Origin of the sequence: Nocardioides sp. Root122 (assembly GCF_001425025.1) — a bacterium.
Taxonomy (GTDB): domain Bacteria; phylum Actinomycetota; class Actinomycetes; order Propionibacteriales; family Nocardioidaceae; genus Nocardioides.
Map to the genome: position 1 here is coordinate 211137 of NZ_LMDE01000014.1, position 17560 is coordinate 228696.

Sequence of the window (17560 nt, forward strand, 5' to 3'; positions counted from 1 at the left end):
CCACCACCGATGGGGCGCACCGCGCGGCCGAACGCGACAACCCGCGACGTGCGAGGCGTCACCCGCCAGGACCCGATGGCCCGAACGGGCCATGGAGGAGGCGCGGGGTGACTACCCGGCATGACCAGTTCAGTGGGACGGGGACCCGATCGCTCAGGTGGCCACAGGTGAGGCCGATGGGGGCTCCATCAGGACGCGAAGAGACGGAGACGCGCGTGGATGCCATGGATGGCTTGGACGAGATCATCGGGGAGTTCCTGGTCGAGAGTCACGAGAACCTCGACCAGCTCGACAGCGACCTCGTCGCGTTGGAGCAGGACCCCGGATCCACTGCGCTGCTGGCCAGCGTGTTCCGCACGATCCACACGATCAAGGGCACGAGCGGCTTCCTCGCGTTCTCGGTCCTGGAGTCGGTCACCCACGTCGGCGAGAGCCTGCTGGCGCGGCTGCGTGACGGCGACCTGACCCTGACCCCCGGGCTGACCAGCCTCCTGCTCGAGGTCGTCGACGCGGTCCGCGCGCTGCTGACCGACATCGAGCGCACGGGCGCCGAGGGCGACCGGTCCTACGACGACCTGGTCGCCAGGCTGACCGCGGCGCTCGAAGGCGAGGAGCCGGCCGCCCCGGCCGCGACCGGCGCCGAGGACGCCATCGAGGTGGGCCCCGAGGGGCCCGCCGAGCTGCCCGAGGCGGACGACGACGTCCCGGTCCTCGAGGTGGTCCCGGACGAGGCGCCACCCGCGCCGGTGCGAGCGCTCGCGGTCGCCGAACCCGATCCCGTCGCCGAGCCCGCCGCCGAGGAGCGTCCCGAGGCGACCGAGCCCGCTGAGGGCCGTCGCTCCGTCGCCGACAGCACGATCCGGGTCGACGTCACCCTGCTCGACTCGCTGATGAACCTCGTGGGCGAGCTCGTGCTCACCCGCAACCAGATGCTCCAGAACGCCGCCGCCCGCGAGGACGTGGACCTGGCCCGCACCACGCACCGGCTCAACCTGGTGGCGGGCGAGCTGCAGGAGGGCGTCATGCGCACGCGCCTGCAGCAGATCGACACCCTGTGGAGCAAGCTGCCGCGCGTCGTCAGGGACCTCTCCATGCAGCTCGGCAAGACGGTCCAGCTGGAGATGGTCGGGCGCGAGACCGAGCTCGACAAGACCATCCTCGAGGCGGTCCGCGACCCGCTGACCCACCTGGTGCGCAACAGCATCGACCACGGCATCGAGTCGCCGGCCGACCGCGCCGCTGCCGGCAAGCCGGCAGAGGGCACGCTCACGCTCCGCGCCTTCCACGCCGGTGGCCAGGTCAGCATCGAGATCACCGACGACGGCGCCGGCATCCACCCCGACCGCCTGCGCGACAAGGTGGTCTCCAAGGGGCTGATGAGCCGGGAGGCCGCAGACCGCCTGACCGACCACGAGGCCACCGCCCTGATCTTCATGCCGGGCTTCTCGACCGCCTCGGCGCTGACCAACGTGTCCGGCCGCGGCGTCGGCATGGACGTCGTCAAGACCAACATCGAGCGCATCGGCGGGTCCATCGACCTGTCCAGCGACCCGGGCCGCGGCACGACCGTCCGGATCCGGATCCCGCTGACCCTCGCGATCATCCCGGCGCTCGTCGTCACCGCGGCCGCGAACCGGTTCGCCATCCCGCAGGTCAACCTGCTCGAGCTGGTGCGGCTCGACGCCGCCCAGGCCGCCACCGCGATCGAGAACGTGCACGGCGCCCCCGTCTACCGCCTGCGTGGCCGGCTGCTGCCGCTCGTCGACCTGCGCGAGCAGCTCGGCCTCGACGCCGTGGAGCGCGAGACGACGTACGTCGTGGTGCTCCAGGCCGACAACCAGCAGTACGGCCTCGTCGTCGACGACATCCTCGACACCGAGGAGATCGTGGTGAAGCCGCTGGGCAACCAGCTGCGCCACCTGCCGCTCTACGCAGGGGCCACGATCATGGGCGACGGTGCCGTGGCGCTGATCCTCGACGCGACCGCCATCGCCCGCAAGGTCGGCATGGCGCTGGAGTCCGAGCTCAACGCCGGCGCCGATCTCGATGCTGCCGAGGCGGGCGACGTGGCGTCCGTGCTCGTCGTCGAGCTCGGCGGCGGCCGCCGGGCCGGCATCCCGGTCTCCGCGGTGGACCGCCTCGAGGAGATCGCCCTCGACCTCGTCGAGCGCGCCGGCCACCACGAGGTCGTCCAGTACCGCGAGCAGATCCTGCCGCTCGTGCGCCTGGACCACGTCCTCCACGGTGACGGGGCGTACGGCGAGGACGCACCCCTCCAGGTGGTGGTGTGCCGCAAGGGCGAGCAGCGTGCGGGCGTCGTCGTGTCGGGGATCCTCGACATCGTCGAGACCAACCTGTCCATCCGCACGGCCCTCGACTCCAGCGGCGGCGACGGCTCGGCCGTCATCGCCGGCCACGTCACCGAGCTCGTCGACATCGACCAGGTCTTCGCCGGCCTCCCCGGCCACGACCGACTCGCCCGGACGGCCTGAGGAGCGCGCCATGTCCCAGTACTGCACCTTCACCCTCGACGGCCACCTCTTCGGCGTCCCGGTCTCCTCCGTCCAGGAGGTGCTGCGCGCCCAAGCCCTCACCAGCGTGCCGCTCGCTCCCTCCGAGGTGGCCGGACTGCTCAACCTGCGCGGCCAGATCGTCACCTCGCTGGAGCTGCGGGCCCGGATGGGCCTGCCCCCGCGCGAGGCCGACGCGCCGTCGGTCAACGTGGTCGTCAAGACCGCCGACGGCAGCGCCGTCAGCCTCGTCGTCGACGAGATCGGGGACGTGATCGAGCCCCCGCGCGAGGCGTTCGAGGCGCCACCGGAGACCGTCCCGTCCTCCGTCCGTGCGCTCGTGAGCCGCGTGTGCAAGCTCGACCGCCAGCTGATGCTGCTGCTCGACACCGAACGCGCCGCACAGGTGCTCGAGCCGGCCTGACCCACCCCGGCCCGACCCACCCGCCCCCGCACCGGCCCTTCCCACCCCTGATCCCATCCGCGAGACCCGTTCGGGCGGACTCGCCTGCCACCCATCCACAGCCCACCCGCCCGGAGGAACCCATGACCACGCTCGCCCCCCCGCCGCCCGACTACGCGCAGCAGGCCGTCGCTGCGCCCGCGCCCGTCAGCGCCGCGCCCGCCGCCCCGACCCCCCCGTCGCGGTCCCGCAAGCCGCTCTCGCGCGTCCTGGGCAACCTCAGCACCGGGCGCAAGCTGCTCGTCCTCGCTGTCGCCTGCCTCATCCCCACCGTCGTGCTCACGGGCGTCGTGCTCCGTGGACTGTCCACGCTCAGCGCCGGCAAGGAGAAGGTCGACGTCCTGGCACAGACCTCGGCCAAGCTCTACCACCTCGACAACCGCAACAGCGAGATCAAGGCCGACGGCTTCCGGGCGCTCATCGGCGCCGACCCCGAGGCGGTCGTGACCGACACCGCCGACGACATCGCCAGCGCCGAGGAGATCTACGACGAGGTGCTCGGCTACGACCTGCCGGCCGAGCTGGTCGACGACATCGCGATGAGCCGCGTCTCCGCCCAGTCCTTCTACACCTACGTCGAGGCGTTCGTGGAGAACCCGAACGGCGCCGGGCGCACCGACGCCGAGGGCGAGGTCGCCCTGGTCGACCAGAACCACGACGTGGACGGCCGGCTCGAGGCGCTCCGATCGACGATCGACGAGGCCGTCGCCGAGGCGGACGCCGCCTACGAGAAGACCGAGAGCCAGCAGCGCACCACGCTGTTCATCGTCCTGGCCGTCGCGCTGGCCGTCGCCACCCTGCTCTCCATCGTGATCACCCGGCTCATCACCCGCCCCCTGCGGCGCGCCGTCAAGGCGCTGGACCGCGTCGCCGAGGGCCACCTCGACGAGCGCCTCGACGTCTCCTCCACCGACGAGGTCGGCCAGATGGGCCAGGCCCTCAACAACGCCCTCGAGCGCCTCAGCGAGGCCATGGGCCAGATGGACCACAACGCCCAGTCGCTCGCCTCGGCCTCCGAGGAGCTCTCCTCGGTGTCCGGGCAGATGAGCGCCTCCGCCTCCGAGTCCTCCTCGCAGGCCGGTCTCGTCTCGGCGGCTGCCGAGCAGGTGTCGCGCAACGTGATGACCGTGGCCACCGGCACCGAGGAGATGTCGGCGTCGATCCGCGAGATCGCCCAGAACGCGTCCAGTGCCGCCGGTGTCGCCGCCCAGGCCGTCGTCGTGGCCGAGTCCACCAACGCCACCGTCGCCAAGCTCGGCGCCTCCTCGGCCGAGGTCGGCAACGTGATCAAGGTGATCAACTCGATCGCCGAGCAGACCAACCTGCTCGCCCTCAACGCGACCATCGAGGCCGCGCGTGCCGGCGAGGCCGGCAAGGGCTTCGCCGTCGTCGCCACGGAGGTCAAGGAACTGGCGCAGGAGACCGGGAAGGCGACCGAGGACATCGGCCGGCGGATCGAGGCCATCCAGGCCGACACCGAGGCCGCCGTGACCGCGATCGCCGAGATCGCCGAGATCATCGGCCAGATCAACGACACCCAGGCCACCATCGCCTCGGCCGTGGAGGAGCAGACCGCCACGACCAACGAGATGAGCCGCAACGTCGCCGAGGCGGCCACCGGGTCGACCGACATCGCCCAGAACGTCACCGGCGTGGCGCGTACGGCGTCGGACACCCAGGCGGCTGCCAACAGCACCAGCCAGGCAGCCGACGAGCTCGCCCGGATGGCGGCCGACATGCGCACGCTCGTCGGCCGGTTCCGGTACTGAGCACCGACGCGAGCGAGAGGTAGTCCGATGTCGAGGCAGATCAGGGTGATGGTGGTCGACGACTCCGTCGTCGTCCGCCGCCTGGTCAGCGACGTGCTGTCCGCCGACCCGACGATCGAGGTCGTCGCGACGGCGGCCAACGGCAAGGTCGCGCTGGCGAAGATCGACCAGGTCAACCCGGACCTGATCACCCTCGACATCGAGATGCCGGTCATGGACGGGCTGGAGACCCTGCGCAACCTGCGCAAGGACCACCCGCGGCTGCCGGTCGTGATGTTCTCGACGCTGACCGAGAGGGGCGCGTCGGCCACCCTCGACGCCCTCGAGCTCGGCGCGAGCGACTACGTCACCAAGCCGGCCAACGTCGGCAGCGTGCAGGCCTCGATGGAGGCGGTCCGCGAGCAGCTCGTCCCGCGGATCCGTGGCCTGTGTCGCGGCGTCGTACGCCCGACCCCGTCCGCGCCGCCCGCAGGTGCGCCCGTCGTGCCGGCACGCACTGCCGGCGCGCCGCAGAAGTCCTCGCGGATCGACGTCGTCGCGATCGGCGCCTCCACGGGTGGTCCGGACGCACTGTCGACGGTCCTCGCGGCGCTCCCGGCCGACCTGCCCGTGCCCGTGGTCATCGTGCAGCACATGCCGCCGGTCTTCACGCGCCAGTTCGCCGACCGGCTCAGCGCCAAGGTGCCCTTGCGGGTCGCCGAGGCCACCGCGGGGATGCCGGTGCAGCCGGGCCTCGCGGTTGTCGCCCCAGGTGATCACCACATGCGCTTCCGTGGCACGGCGAGCACGGGGCAGGTCACCGCCACCCTCGACCAGGGCACGCCGGAGAACTACTGCCGGCCGGCCGTCGACGTGATGATGCGCTCCGTCGTCGACACCTGGCGGGGCAACGTGCTCGCCGTGGTGCTCACGGGCATGGGGTCCGACGGCGCCAGGGGTTGCGCGGAAGTCGTCGCAGCCGGCGGCTCCGTGCTCGTGCAGGACGAGACGTCGTCCGTCGTGTGGGGCATGCCCGGGGCCGTCGTCGCAGCCGGCCTGGCCCCGTCCGTCCTTCCGCTGCACCAGATCGGGCCCGCCATCGTCGAGCGCGTCCGCGCCGGCCGGGGTGCGCCCGTCCCGCTCAGACGACCCGCAAGAGAGGTGTCGCTGTCGTGACGCTGTCCCCCTCCGCCTTCGCCTACGTCGCCGACCTGGTGCGTCGTGAGGCGGCGATCGTGCTGGAGACCGGCAAGGAGTACCTCGTCGAGGCTCGTCTGCACCCGCTGGCCCGGGCCGCCGGCCTGCCCGACGTCACGGCGTACGTCACCCACCTCCAGTCGCCCGTCGGCCGGGTCCACCGGGCCGCCGTCGTCGAGGCGCTGACCACCAACGAGACGTCGTGGTTCCGCGACCGGGAGCCCTTCGACGTGCTCGTCTCGCACGTGATCCCGGACCTGCTCGCCCGGACCGAGGCCCGGCGCAAGATCACGATCTGGTCGGCGGCCTGCTCCAGCGGGCAGGAGGCCTACACGATCGCGATGCTGATGGCCGAGCACGTCGTGCCGAAGGGCTGGCAGGTCGAGATCGTGGCGACCGACATCGCCCCGAGCATGGTGCGGCGCACCCAGGAGGGCCGCTACAGCCAGCTCGAGGTCGGACGCGGCCTGCCGGCCCCGCTCATGGTCAAGCACTTCCAGCGTTCGGGCACCCAGTGGCAGGTCTCCGACCAGCTGCGCTCGATGGTCCGCGCCCAGACGCTCAACCTGGCCGCGCCGTTCCCGCTGCTGCCGGTGTTCGACCTGGTCTTCCTGCGCAACGTGCTCATCTACTTCGACCAGCCGACGAAGCACGGGGTCCTGTCCCGGGTCCGCCGGGTGATGTCGCCCGACGGCTACCTCTTCCTGGGCGGTGCCGAGACCACGCTCGGTGTCGACGAGACCTGGCACCGCACGGCGGTCGGCCGGTTCACCCTCAACCGCCCGCGACCCCAGGTCGACGGCCCACTCCCTCCCGTCCTGCCGCACCGCACGCCGCGGACGCTCACGGGCGCCCCCCTCACCTCGACGTTGCTGTCCACACAGAGAGCGAACTGACATGCAAGCACTGGTCATCGACGACTCCCGCACGATGCGGATGGTCCTGCGACGACAGCTGGAACTGCTGGGCTACGGCATCCTGGAGGCCGGGGACGGTCAACAGGCCCTCGAGGTCCTCGCCGCCCACGCCGACGCGCCTCCGGTGCTCGCGACCGTGGACTGGAACATGCCGGTCATGAACGGGCTCGAGTTCGTCAAGGCCGTCCGGGCCGAGGCCGCCCTGCGCGACGTCACCTTGATGATGGTGACGACCGAGTCCGAGCACGGGCAGATCGTGCGTGCGCTGGCCGCCGGCGCCCACGAGTACCTCATCAAGCCGTTCACGAGCGACGCGCTGGTCGACAAGCTCGACTACCTCGGGCTCAACCCGCAGAGGAGCGTCGCATGAGCGTCATCGCACCCGAGTCGCCGGTCACCGCCCACGACCTCCAGGTCTTCGGGGAGGAGGTGCTGACCGCCTTCCTCCTCGAGCAGGACCTCCCCGCCACGACGCAGCCGGACGCTGACGCCGGCTGGGTCCACGCCTCGATCGCCGTCACCGGTGGGTGGACCGGCCACATCACCCTCGAGGTCTCCCGGGCCGGCGCCGACGTGCTCACCCGCCGGATGCTGCTGGCGGAGGAGATCTCGCCCGAGGACGTCACCGACGCCGTCGGCGAGCTCGTCAACGTCCTCGGCGGCAACGTCAAGGGCCTCCTCCTCGAGGAGAGTGCCCTCGGCCTGCCCCAGGTCCACACGTACGACGAGCCGGCCCCCCGCCGTGCCGCCGTCGAGGTCTGCCACGCCGAGCTGGTGTGGGCAGGCCACCCCGTAGACGTCCGCGTCTGGCTCGACGAGCAGGACGACACGACCCCAGGAGACAACTCATGAAGATCCTCATCGCCGACGACAGCCGTGTCATGCGGCAGATCGTCATCCGCACCTTGCGCCAGGCCGGCTACGACGGCCACGAGCTCATCGAGGCCGGCAACGGCGCCGAGGCGCTCGACCTGGTCCAGAGCGAGGCTCCGGACCTCGTCCTGTCGGACTGGAACATGCCGGAGATGACCGGCATCGAGCTGCTGCGGGCCCTGCGCTCGGCGAACCAGGACGTGCCGTTCGGCTTCGTCACCTCGGAGGGAACGCCCGAGATGCGCACGATCGCCGAGGAGTCGGGAGCGCTGTTCCTGCTCGCCAAGCCCTTCACGCCCGACTCCCTGCGCGACCACCTCGACGCGGTGGTCGCATGAGCACCGCCTCCGAGTGGGTGCTGACCCCCGTCCCCACCCCGCTCGACGCCCGCGAGCTCCTCTCCGGCCTCCTCGGTCGCGAGGTCACCGTGCAGCAGGTGACGTCGGCCTTCGTCGGTGACGTCGGCGCCGGGACGACGTACGCCGTCTACCAGGACGACCAGGCGCGCACCCGCGCCGTCGCCGTGATGGACCTGAAGATGTCGGCGTACGCCGGTGCGGCGATCGGCCTGATGCCGGTGGGCGCCGCCGAGATCGCGATCGAGGAGAGCGAGCTCCCGCCGGTCATGAAGGAGAACCTCTACGAGGTGCTCAACGTGCTCGCCGCGCTGCTCAACGCCCCGGACTGCCCCCACGTCAAGCTCACCTCGGTGACGCACGTCGGCGCCTCGCCGGAGGCCGAGGTGGCGGCGCACGCCACGGCGGTCGGCCGCCGTCTGGACCTGGAGGTCTCGGTGCCGCAGTTCGGCACCGGGAAGCTCTCGATCGTCGGGCTCAAGTAGCCGCCATCTGTCCCTGGGGACCGTCACCCGTAGGGGTGGCTCGGCTGGAGGCATCTGCGGGCCTCCGGTAGACAGGCGCCATGACGGATCTGGGAGGGACGTCGGAGTCGGTCTCGTTCGTGGGCGAGTGGCACGGACCAGTCGTGGCCACGTCGGTCCACGCGGGACACGAGCTCCGGCCGGAGATCGCAGAGGCGATGGTGCTCGACGAGGCCGAACGGTTCCGCGAGGAGGACCCGCACACCGACCGCATCGCGTCGGTCGTGCCCGACCGGGTGCTGACCGCGCGCTCGCGCTTCGAGGCCGACCTCAACCGCCCGCGGCGCGAGGCGGTCTACCGCACGCCCGAGGACTGCTGGGGGCTCGAGGTCTGGCGCGACGGCACGCTGTCCGACGAGCTCTTCGAGGGCAGCCTGGCGACCTACGACGCCTTCTACGACGCCCTGGCCCCGCGCCTCGACGCGCTGGCCGAGCGCGGTCCCTTCGTGCTGCTCGACGTGCACTCCTACAACCACCGGCGTGACGGCGCCGAGGCACCGCCCGCCCCGCCGGAGGACAACCCGGAGGTCAACGTCGGCACCGGCAGCCTCGACCACGAGCTCTTCGGGCCGCTCGTCGAGCGGTTCATGCACGACCTGCGCGACGCCTCGCTGGGCTGCGGTCCGCTCGACGCCCGCGAGAACGTCGCCTTCGAGGGCCGCAACCTCGCGTGGTGGGTGCACGACCGCTACCCCCGGGTGGGCTGCGTCCTGGCGCTGGAGTTCAAGAAGACGTTCATGGACGAGTGGTCCGGCGAGCTCGACGAGCGCCGGCTCCGGGCCGCCCAGGACGGGCTCTCGGCCGCGCTGCCCGGGCTGCACGACGAGCTCGAGCGGCTGAGGTGAGCGCGCCGTGAGCGAGGAGCCCGGGCATCCCGGGCCCGCGGCCGCCGACCTCGCCGTCGACCACCGGCTCTCGCTGCTGGCGCAGAGCTTCCGCTTCCTCCTCGACATCACCCCCGTCGACGCCGACGACCTGCGCGACGGCTTCCTCGAGGGCCACGACGACGCGCCCGAGTTCACCTACCGCGAGCTGGAGGCGGACCCCGCCGTCGTACGCGCCGAGCTCGACGACATCGACCCCGGCACGGTCGAGGACCCGGTGCTCGGGCAGCTGCTGCGGGCCAAGCACCGCGAGATGGAGCTCCAGCTCGACATGCTCGAGGCCCGCGACACCGACGACTTCCTGCCCCTGAGCGTCGAGCTCTACGGCGGTGTCTCGCCGTCGCTGCGCGACCAGGCCGAGGCGCTGCTCGCCGGCATCACCCGCACCGAGCCGACCGACGAGCCCCTGGACGCCGCGGAGTTCCTCGCGCTGGCCGAGGCGGAGATCGCCCACTACCGCGAGGCGGACCCCGACCTCGCGATGCACGCCGAGGTGCGGCCCGACGTCAACGGTGTGATGGTGTCCGGCGACGTGCTGCTGATCGGCCCGGAGACCAAGGTGCAGCGCGCCCGGGCCCAGGCCCTGCTCCACCACGAGGTCGGCACCCACCTGGTCACCCAGGCCAACGGCAGCCACCAGCTGATCAAGGTGCTCGGTGTCGGCCTCGCCGGCTACGACGAGACCCAGGAGGGTCTCGCGGTGCTCGCCGAGATCGCCTGTGGCGGCCTCACCGCCTTCCGCCTGCGCCAGCTGGCCAGCCGGGTCCTCACCGTGCACCGGATGATCGGTGGCGCCACCTTCGCGGAGGCGCACGAGGCCCTGGTGGCCGACGACTTCCCCGCCGCGAGCGCCTGGACGACGGTCATGCGCGTCTACCGCTCGGGCGGGATGACCAAGGACGCGATCTACCTGCGCGGCCTCGTCGAGCTGCTCGAGCACCTCGGGGCGGGCGGCTCGCTCGACCAGCTCTGGCTCGGCAAGTTCTCGCTGCGCGACCTGCCCCTGATCGGTGACCTGGAGTCCCGTGGCCTGCTGCGGCCGCCACGGGTGCTCCCCCGCTACCTGCACGACCCGACGTCGCACGCCAACCTGGCCCGTGCCGCCGGCACCCATGATCTCGGGACACTCCTGGAGGGACACGCATGAAGATCGGATTCGTCGTCAACGACATCGAGACGGAGAAGGCGGAGTACACCACCAACCGCCTCGCGCTGGCCGCCAAGGAGATGGGGCACGAGGCCTGGTACATGGGCATCGGCGACTTCGCCTACGAGCCCGACGGCTCGCTGAGCACCAAGGCGCGCGCCGGCCACGCCAAGTCGTACCGCTCCCTCGAGCGCCACCTGGCCGACGTGCAGAAGCCGGACGTCGAGCAGCTCATCGGGATGGACGAGTTCGACGTGGTGATGCTGCGCAACGACCCGGCCGACGACGCCGAGACCGACCCGTGGCGCAACAACGCCGGCGTGGCCTTCGGCCAGCTGATCGCCACCTCGGGAGTGCTCGTCGTCAACGACCCGACGAGCCTGGCCAACGCGCTGTCCAAGGCCTACTTCCAGCACTTCCCGGAGATCGTGCGCCCGCGCACGCTCATCTCGCGCGACGAGGACATGATCGAGGCGTTCATCGGCGACCTCGGCGGCAAGGCAGTGCTCAAGCCGCTGCAGGGCTCGGGCGGCACCGGGGTCTTCCTCATCGACCGCAAGGAGTCGCCGAACCTCAAGCAGATCATCGAGGCGATCTCGCGCGACGGCTACGTCGTGACGCAGGAGTTCCTGCCCGAGGCCGTCAACGGCGACGTACGGCTCTTCGTGATGAACGGCGAGCCGCTGGAGGTCAACGGTGAGTACGCCGCCTTCCGGCGCACGCCCTCCACCAAGGACATCCGCTCCAACATGTCCGCCGGCGGCAAGGCCGAGAAGGTCAAGGTGACCGACGAGATGCTGCAGATGGTCGAGGTCGTGCGGCCCAAGCTGGTGGCGGACGGGATGTTCCTCGTCGGCCTCGACATCGTCGGCGACAAGCTGATGGAGATCAACGTCTTCAGCCCCGGCGGCCTCGGCAGCGCGCAGAGCCTCTACGAGACCAACTTCGCCCCGGCGATCATCGCCGAGCTCGAGCGGAAGGTGAACATCCGCCGGCACTACCCGGAGATCGACAACCGGCGCCTGGCCACCAGCTGAGGCAGCGGCCTCAGCGCATGAGCGGCGGGTGGAGGGTCCGGACGGCGCCGACCCGGTAGAGGCGGGCCGGTCGACCCCCGTCGCGTGTGGTGGTGGCGCCGGTGGGCTCCAGGAAGCCGTCGGTCCCGGTGACCTTGCGGTGGAAGTTGCGCGGGTCGATCTCGACGCCCCACACCACCTCGTAGACCCGCCGCAGCTCGGTGACGGTGAACTCCGGCGGGCAGAAGGCGGCCGCGAGCGGGGTGTACTCCAGCTTGGCGCGGGCGCGCTCGACGCCGTCGCGCAGGATCGTCGCGTGGTCGAAGGCGAGAGCGTCGTCGGCGGCCAGGTCGGCGACCGGCTGCCAGCGCGCCTCGGCCGCGTCGCTGCCGGCCGTCGGGGTCGGCAGGTCGGCGGCGAGGGCGACGTAGGCCACGGTCACGGTGCGCATGCGCGGGTCGCGGTGCGGGTCGCCGTACGACGCGAGCTGCTCGAGGTGGAAGTGGTCCGAGGTCAGCCCGGTCTCCTCCAGCAGCTCGCGGGACGCGGCGGTGGCCAGGTCCTCGTCGGGCTGGAGGAAGCCACCGGGGAGCGCCCACTCGCCGGCGAAGGGCTCCTCGCCGCGACGGACGGTGAGCGCCTGGAGCCGGTCGTCGCGGACCGTCAGGACCACGAGGTCGACGGTCACGGCGACGGGAGGACGGGCGGTGGACATGGGGCGAGAGTACCCCTTCTTGTCAACTTGACGTTTAGGGCCGCGGACCTTATCGTCATAGTGACATTAATCGACGAGGAGGCACTCATGGCCCACATCTCCCGCTACCCGTTCGTGCGGCACCTGCGCGGGTCCGGCACGACCTACGTGGAGCAGATCCGCAACGGCCGGACGATCCGGGGCGGCGTCGGTGCCGCCTTCTGGTTCCGGCCGCTGAGCGCGGTGCTCAACGAGGTGCCGGTCGACGACCGCGAGCTGCCGCTGCTCTTCCACGCCCGCACCAGCGACTTCCAGGACGTCACCGTGCAGGCGACCGTCACCTACCGGGTCACCGACCCGGCCGTGGCGGCCGGCCGCATCGACTTCTCCCTCGACCCCGAGAAGGGCACCTGGCGCGCCACCCCGCTAGAGCAGGTCGCCGGGCTGCTGGTCGAGTCCGCCCAGCAGTACGCCATCGACCTGCTCGCCACGGTCGACCTCGCCGCTGCGATGGCGGGCGGCGTCGGTCCGGTGCGCACCGTCATCGCCGACGGGCTGCGCGGCGACGAGCGCCTCGCCGAGACCGGCATCGCGGTCGTCGGCGTCCGGGTGGTGGCGCTGCGCCCGGAGCCCGAGGTGGAGAAGGCGCTGCGCACCCCGACCCGCGAGCAGGTCCAGCAGGAGGCCGACCGGGCGACCTTCGAGCGCCGCGCGGTGGCGGTCGAGCGTGAACGGGCCATCGGCGAGAACGAGCTGCAGACCCAGATCGAGCTGGCGCGCCGGGAGGAGCAGCTGGTCAGCCAGCGCGGTGCCAACGCCCGCCGTGAGGCCGAGGAGAGCGCCGCCGCCGGCGCGATCGCGGCCGAGTCGGAGGCACGTCGGACGGTGACGCTGGCCGAGGCCCGCGCCGAGGGCACGCGGCTCGCCGGTGCGGCGCAGGGTGAGGCCGAGGCGGCCCGCGTGGCGGCGTACGCCGACGTCTCCGAGGCGGTCCTGATGGCCCTCGCCGTCAAGGAGCTGGCCGCCAACCTGCCCCGGATCGAGTCGCTGGTGCTGAGCCCCGACCTGGTCACCCGGGCCCTCACCCAGCTCGGCAGCACGAAGGCGGGAGCGGGGGCGGAGTCGTGAGCCTCGCGCCCCGGGTGGTGGTCGTGCACCGCCGCACGGAGTACGACGAGCTGCTCGCCACGCACGGCACCCGGGGCCAGGCGGCGTTCTTCCTCGGCACCCGAGGCCGCGACATCGCCGAGCTCGAGGACCGGCACCGGCTGACGCAGCGGGCGCTCGACGCCGCCGCAGCGGCGGTGCCTGTCGACTGGCGGCGCGGGAGCGTGGAGCGGGCCGACGTGTCCCGCTTCCTGTTCTCGCCGGACGACGTCGTCGTGGTCGTCGGGCAGGACGGGCTGGTCGCCAACGTGGCGAAGTACCTCGACGGCCAGCCTGTGATCGGCATCGACCCCGAGCCGGGGCACAACGCCGGGGTGCTGGTCGCCCACACGGTCGGCGACCTGGGCGACCTGCTCAGGTCGACCGACCACGTGACCGAGCGCACGATGGTCCGCGCCGAGCTCGACGACGGGCAGCGGCTGCTGGCCCTCAACGAGGTGTTCCTCGGCCACCCCAGTCACCAGACCGCGCGCTACGAGCTCAGCGTCCCGGGTGCCGGCGCCGAGGCGCAGGCGTCGTCGGGCCTCATCGTCGCGACGGGGACCGGCTCGACGGGCTGGTGCCGCTCGATCTGGCGTGAGCGGGGGAGCGGGCTGGCGCTGCCGGCGCCGGCCGATCCCCGCCTGGCGTGGTTCGTTCGGGAGGCGTGGCCCTCGCCGGCGACCGGTGTCACCCTGACGGAGGGCGAGCTCGCCGGCGACGAGCTGGCACTCACCGTCCAGTCCGACCGGCTCGTCGCCTTCGGTGACGGGATCGAGGCCGACTCGCTCACCCTGACCTGGGGTCAGACGGTGCGCATCGGCCGCGCCGACCGCGCACTGCGCCTGGTGGCCTGACCAGGTCCGGACTGCGGCGCCGGCCCGGCGGCGTACACGTGTCCGAGAAGCCGCCCCTGAAGTCGGCCGCCAGGGGCAGGAAGTCGGACACGTGTGTGCCAGACTCGGGCAGACCTCCTACTCGATCAGCGGCGGTACGTCCTGCTCGCGAAGGTTACGAAGATGCCTCCGGATCTGATCGTTGATCTGTGACCGACGATCGACATCGTCATCCCACGCCCTGAGCATCGCCATCAGCTCCTGTCCGCCATCAGGCCCCCAGAGATCCTCGTTGTCGCCGATGACCTCAAGCACGTACTGAGCTGATGCGTACGCTGGGTGGGTGCGGTCCATGCGATCGACTGCCCACCAGATGCCCTCCCACCGCCCACGCCACGGGAGCTGCTCGTACGGGGAGCCGACCTCGCGAACCGGGTGACCGAGCTCAGCGAGGACGTCGACGAGCCGCACGTCGCCTTGGAGTGCCTCCGTGGATGTCAGCGACGCCAGCTCTCGCAGCAGCGGGGAGTCGCGACCCTCGAACAGCCACTGCGCCGCGACCATCGGCAGGTCGCGATCCGGGATCGTGCGCCCGTGTGACGCCTGTTCTGTTCGGGCGTGACGTGATGCTCGCTCATCGGAACTCTCGAACGACCTCGATGAGGCCGACGATGTGTCGGTTGAGATCGTCGAGGTCCTCGGCGGGGATCCAGTACTCCAGGATGGTCTGTCCGCCAGCCTGCTGGACGTCATACCGATCGAGGAAGTCCTTCTCGACCTCGAAGCGGGTCACGTAGCCGACGCCGCGCCACAGGGTGACCGTCTCCATGGGCGGCGGCTCAGTAGTACCAAGGATACGGCGACCAGTCGGGCTCGCGCTTCTCGAGGAACTGGTCGCGCCCCTCCTGCGCCTCGTCGGTCATGTAGGCCAGGCGGGTGGTCTCGCCCGCGAAGAGCTGCTGGCCGACCAGGCCGTCGTCGAGGAGGTTGAAGGAGTACTTCAGCATCCGCTGGGCGGTGGGGGACTTGCCGTTGATCTTCCGGCCCCACTCCAGGGCGACCCGCTCCAGGTCGCCGTGCACGACGACCCGGTTGACCGCGCCCATCCGGTGCATGGTCTCGGCGTCGTACTCCTCGGCGAGGAAGAAGATCTCGCGGGCGAACTTCTGGCCGACCTGGCGGGCGAGGTAGGCCGAGCCGTAGCCGCCGTCGAAGGACCCGACGTCGGCGTCGGTCTGCTTGAAGCGCGCGTGCTCGCGGCTGGCGAGTGTCAGGTCGCAGACCACGTGGAGGCTGTGACCGCCGCCGGCCGCCCAGCCGGGGACGACGCAGATGACGACCTTGGGCATGAAGCGGATCAGTCGCTGGCACTCGAGGATGTGGAGCCGGGCAAGGCGCGCCTTGTCGATGACGGACGGCTCCTCGGCCCCGGTCTCGTCCGCGCCGATCGACTTGTCCTCGTACTGGTAGCCGGCCTTGCCGCGGATCCGCTGGTCGCCGCCGGTGCAGAAGGCCCACTTGCCGTGCTTGGCGCTCGGGCCGTTGCCGGTGAGGATCACGCAGCCCACGTCGGCCGACTGACGGGCGTGCTCCAGCGTGCGCAGCAGCTCGTCGACGGTGTGCGGGCGGAAGGCGTTGAGCACGTCGGGCCGGTCGAAGGCGATCCGTACGGTGCCGTGCTCGCGGGCCCGGTGGTAGGTCAGGTCGGTGAGGTCCTCGAAGCCGGGCACGACGTCCCATGCCTCGGGGTCGAAGATCTCGCTGACGCCCTCGATCGCACTCATGGTCGGAGGCTATCTCCCGGCAGTCCAGTGAGAACCGGCTGGTCGAGGGCCGCGATGACGACCGTTCGTCACTGGACTACCCGGGCGGGCGCGGGGCTGGAAGATCGTCGCCGCCCGTGGTGTTGTGGTGGGTATGGCACTGACTGGCACCTACGTCCCCAGCGCGGCCCAGTGGGTCCGCGACCAAGTGGCCGAGTACGAGGCCTCCAACGGCGAGAAGGCCGGCACGCTGCGCGGCAGCGAGTACCCCGTCGTGGTCATCACCTCGGTCGGCTCGAAGTCCGGCAACCTCCGCAAGAACCCGGTGATGCGGGTGGAGCGCGACGGCGCCTACCTCGCTGTCGCCTCCAAGGGCGGCGCGGACGACGACCCGGCGTGGGCCGACAACTTCCGGCAGCACCCGGAGGTCGAGCTGCAGGACAAGGCGGAGAAGCACACCTACACGGTCCGCGAGCTCAGCGGCGAGGAGCGCGAGGACTGGTGGCAGCACGCGGTCGCCACCTGGTCGACGTACGCCTCCTACCAGGAGAAGACCGACCGGCTGATCCCGCTCTTCCTGCTCGAGCGCGCCTGACGGGGTCGACCCGCTCCACCCCTGGGTGTGGGCGCGGCCGACCGGTTCGGGGGGTTCGTCGGCGACGCCGCAGTCATCGACCTAGGGTGAAGCTCCGCGAAAGTAAAGGAACCCCGCGACCATGACGACGGCTCCATGACGAGTGCACCACTCATCCGGCTCTACCTCCTGGACGACCACGCCGTGGTGCGACGGGGGTTGCGCGCGGTCCTCGAGCTCGAGGAGGACTTCGAGGTCGTCGGGGAGTCCGGCACCGTCGCCGAGGCGATCCCGGAGATCCTGCGGCTCGCGCCCGACGTGGCGGTCCTCGACGGCCGCCTGCCCGACGGGACCGGCATCGAGGTCTGCCGTCAGGTGCGCTCGGTCAACCCGCAGGTCCGCGCCCTGATCCTCACCAGCTACGACGACGACGAGGCGCTCTTCAACGCGATCCTGGCCGGCTCGGGTGGCTACGTCCTCAAGCAGGTCGACGAGGGGGCGCTGGTCAACAGCATCCGTGCGGTGCACCAGGGCCAGTCCCTCATCGACCCGGCCGTCGCGGTGCGCGTGATCGAGCGGATGCGCTCGGACAACGCGGCGCCGGACGGCCTGTCAGCGCTGACCGACATCGAGGGGCAGATCCTCGACCTGATCACCGAGGGCCGCACCAACAAGCAGATCGGCGACCAGCTCTACCTCGCGGAGAAGACGGTCAAGAACCACGTCACCAGCCTGCTCGCCAAGCTCGGCGTGAAGCGTCGTACGCAGGCGGCGGTGCTGGCCTCCCAGCTCGGCCGCAAGCAGGCCCGCTGACCCTCACTGGTGGACCGTAGGGGTCAGACAGGAGTAGGTGTCTTGTCTGCACCCCGAGTCACCGGGCCACTGCCGAGCTGACCGAGTCCTGCTTCGGTG

20 protein-coding genes are annotated in these 17560 nt (G+C 71.3%); 16 read left to right on the forward strand and 4 right to left on the reverse strand.

What is annotated here, in order from left to right; translation table 11 throughout:
- Positions 1-224: 224 nt before the first annotated feature.
- The 12 genes from ASC64_RS19485 (at position 225) to ASC64_RS19540 (ending at position 11656) form a co-directional block, all read left to right on the forward strand.
- Positions 225-2492 (forward strand): chemotaxis protein CheA, encoded by a 2268-nt coding sequence (locus ASC64_RS19485; RefSeq protein ID WP_056909203.1) that lies wholly within the window; start codon positions 225-227, stop codon positions 2490-2492.
- Between the two features lie 10 nt (positions 2493-2502).
- Positions 2503-2934 carry a chemotaxis protein CheW gene (locus tag ASC64_RS19490; protein ID WP_056909204.1) on the forward strand — a complete coding sequence of 144 codons (432 nt, stop codon included), beginning with the start codon at positions 2503-2505 and terminating at the stop codon, positions 2932-2934.
- Between the two features lie 122 nt (positions 2935-3056).
- Positions 3057-4742 carry a methyl-accepting chemotaxis protein gene (locus tag ASC64_RS19495; protein ID WP_056909205.1) on the forward strand — a complete coding sequence of 562 codons (1686 nt, stop codon included), beginning with the start codon at positions 3057-3059 and terminating at the stop codon, positions 4740-4742.
- 27 nt (positions 4743-4769) lie between these two features.
- Positions 4770-5897: a protein-glutamate methylesterase/protein-glutamine glutaminase gene (locus ASC64_RS19500; protein ID WP_056909206.1), complete on the forward strand. Its 1128-nt coding sequence runs from the start codon at positions 4770-4772 to the stop codon at positions 5895-5897.
- Positions 5894-6814 carry a CheR family methyltransferase gene (locus ASC64_RS19505; protein ID WP_056909207.1) on the forward strand — a complete coding sequence of 307 codons (921 nt, stop codon included), beginning with the start codon at positions 5894-5896 and terminating at the stop codon, positions 6812-6814. The genes ASC64_RS19500 and ASC64_RS19505 overlap by 4 nt, the downstream gene beginning before the upstream one ends.
- 1 nt (position 6815) lies before the next feature.
- Complete coding sequence (locus ASC64_RS19510; RefSeq protein WP_056909208.1) at positions 6816-7205, forward strand: response regulator; 390 nt, start codon at positions 6816-6818, stop codon at positions 7203-7205.
- On the forward strand, positions 7202-7687 hold the full coding sequence (locus tag ASC64_RS19515; protein WP_056909209.1) for a chemotaxis protein CheX: 486 nt from the start codon (positions 7202-7204) through the stop codon (positions 7685-7687). Before ASC64_RS19510 ends, ASC64_RS19515 begins: the two co-directional genes overlap by 4 nt.
- On the forward strand, positions 7684-8046 hold the full coding sequence (locus ASC64_RS19520; protein ID WP_056909210.1) for a response regulator: 363 nt from the start codon (positions 7684-7686) through the stop codon (positions 8044-8046). The genes ASC64_RS19515 and ASC64_RS19520 overlap by 4 nt, the downstream gene beginning before the upstream one ends.
- On the forward strand, positions 8043-8549 hold the full coding sequence (locus ASC64_RS19525) for a hypothetical protein (protein WP_056909211.1): 507 nt from the start codon (positions 8043-8045) through the stop codon (positions 8547-8549). Before ASC64_RS19520 ends, ASC64_RS19525 begins: the two co-directional genes overlap by 4 nt.
- 80 nt (positions 8550-8629) lie before the next feature.
- Complete coding sequence (locus tag ASC64_RS19530; RefSeq protein WP_056909212.1) at positions 8630-9433, forward strand: N-formylglutamate amidohydrolase; 804 nt, start codon at positions 8630-8632, stop codon at positions 9431-9433.
- 7 nt (positions 9434-9440) lie between these two features.
- A complete protein-coding gene (locus ASC64_RS19535) occupies positions 9441-10619 on the forward strand; it encodes a flavohemoglobin expression-modulating QEGLA motif protein (protein WP_056909213.1) in 1179 nt (392 codons plus the stop codon).
- A complete protein-coding gene (locus ASC64_RS19540) occupies positions 10616-11656 on the forward strand; it encodes a glutathione synthetase (protein WP_056909214.1) in 1041 nt (346 codons plus the stop codon). Before ASC64_RS19535 ends, ASC64_RS19540 begins: the two co-directional genes overlap by 4 nt.
- A gap of 10 nt (positions 11657-11666) precedes the next feature.
- Here ASC64_RS19540 and ASC64_RS19545 read toward each other — a convergent pair whose 3' ends face one another.
- On the reverse strand, positions 11667-12350 hold the full coding sequence (locus tag ASC64_RS19545; RefSeq protein ID WP_056909215.1) for an NUDIX hydrolase: 684 nt from the start codon (positions 12348-12350) through the stop codon (positions 11667-11669).
- Between the two features lie 87 nt (positions 12351-12437).
- Here ASC64_RS19545 and ASC64_RS19550 point away from each other — a divergent pair, with 87 nt between their 5' ends.
- Both ASC64_RS19550 and ASC64_RS19555 read left to right on the forward strand, forming a co-directional pair.
- On the forward strand, positions 12438-13457 hold the full coding sequence (locus ASC64_RS19550; protein WP_056909216.1) for an SPFH domain-containing protein: 1020 nt from the start codon (positions 12438-12440) through the stop codon (positions 13455-13457).
- On the forward strand, positions 13454-14332 hold the full coding sequence (locus ASC64_RS19555; protein WP_056909217.1) for an NAD(+)/NADH kinase: 879 nt from the start codon (positions 13454-13456) through the stop codon (positions 14330-14332). The genes ASC64_RS19550 and ASC64_RS19555 overlap by 4 nt, the downstream gene beginning before the upstream one ends.
- Positions 14333-14449: 117 nt before the next feature.
- On the opposite strand, the gene ASC64_RS19560 is transcribed toward ASC64_RS19555, so the two are convergent.
- The 3 genes from ASC64_RS19560 to ASC64_RS19570 all read right to left on the reverse strand — a co-directional run bounded on the left by ASC64_RS19560 (position 14450) and on the right by ASC64_RS19570 (position 16095).
- A complete protein-coding gene (locus tag ASC64_RS19560) occupies positions 14450-14875 on the reverse strand; it encodes a hypothetical protein (RefSeq protein WP_056909218.1) in 426 nt (141 codons plus the stop codon).
- A 70-nt stretch (positions 14876-14945) separates the two neighbouring features.
- Complete coding sequence (locus ASC64_RS19565; protein ID WP_056909219.1) at positions 14946-15140, reverse strand: hypothetical protein; 195 nt, start codon at positions 15138-15140, stop codon at positions 14946-14948.
- Between the two features lie 10 nt (positions 15141-15150).
- On the reverse strand, positions 15151-16095 hold the full coding sequence (locus ASC64_RS19570; protein ID WP_056909220.1) for a 1,4-dihydroxy-2-naphthoyl-CoA synthase: 945 nt from the start codon (positions 16093-16095) through the stop codon (positions 15151-15153).
- A gap of 133 nt (positions 16096-16228) precedes the next feature.
- On the opposite strand from ASC64_RS19570, the gene ASC64_RS19575 reads away from it, so the two are divergent.
- Together ASC64_RS19575 and ASC64_RS19580 are read left to right on the forward strand one after the other, a co-directional pair.
- A complete protein-coding gene (locus ASC64_RS19575; RefSeq protein ID WP_056909221.1) occupies positions 16229-16669 on the forward strand; it encodes a nitroreductase family deazaflavin-dependent oxidoreductase in 441 nt (146 codons plus the stop codon).
- A 135-nt stretch (positions 16670-16804) separates the two neighbouring features.
- A complete protein-coding gene (locus ASC64_RS19580) occupies positions 16805-17461 on the forward strand; it encodes a response regulator (protein ID WP_056909222.1) in 657 nt (218 codons plus the stop codon).
- The last annotated feature ends 99 nt before the right edge of the window (positions 17462-17560 follow it).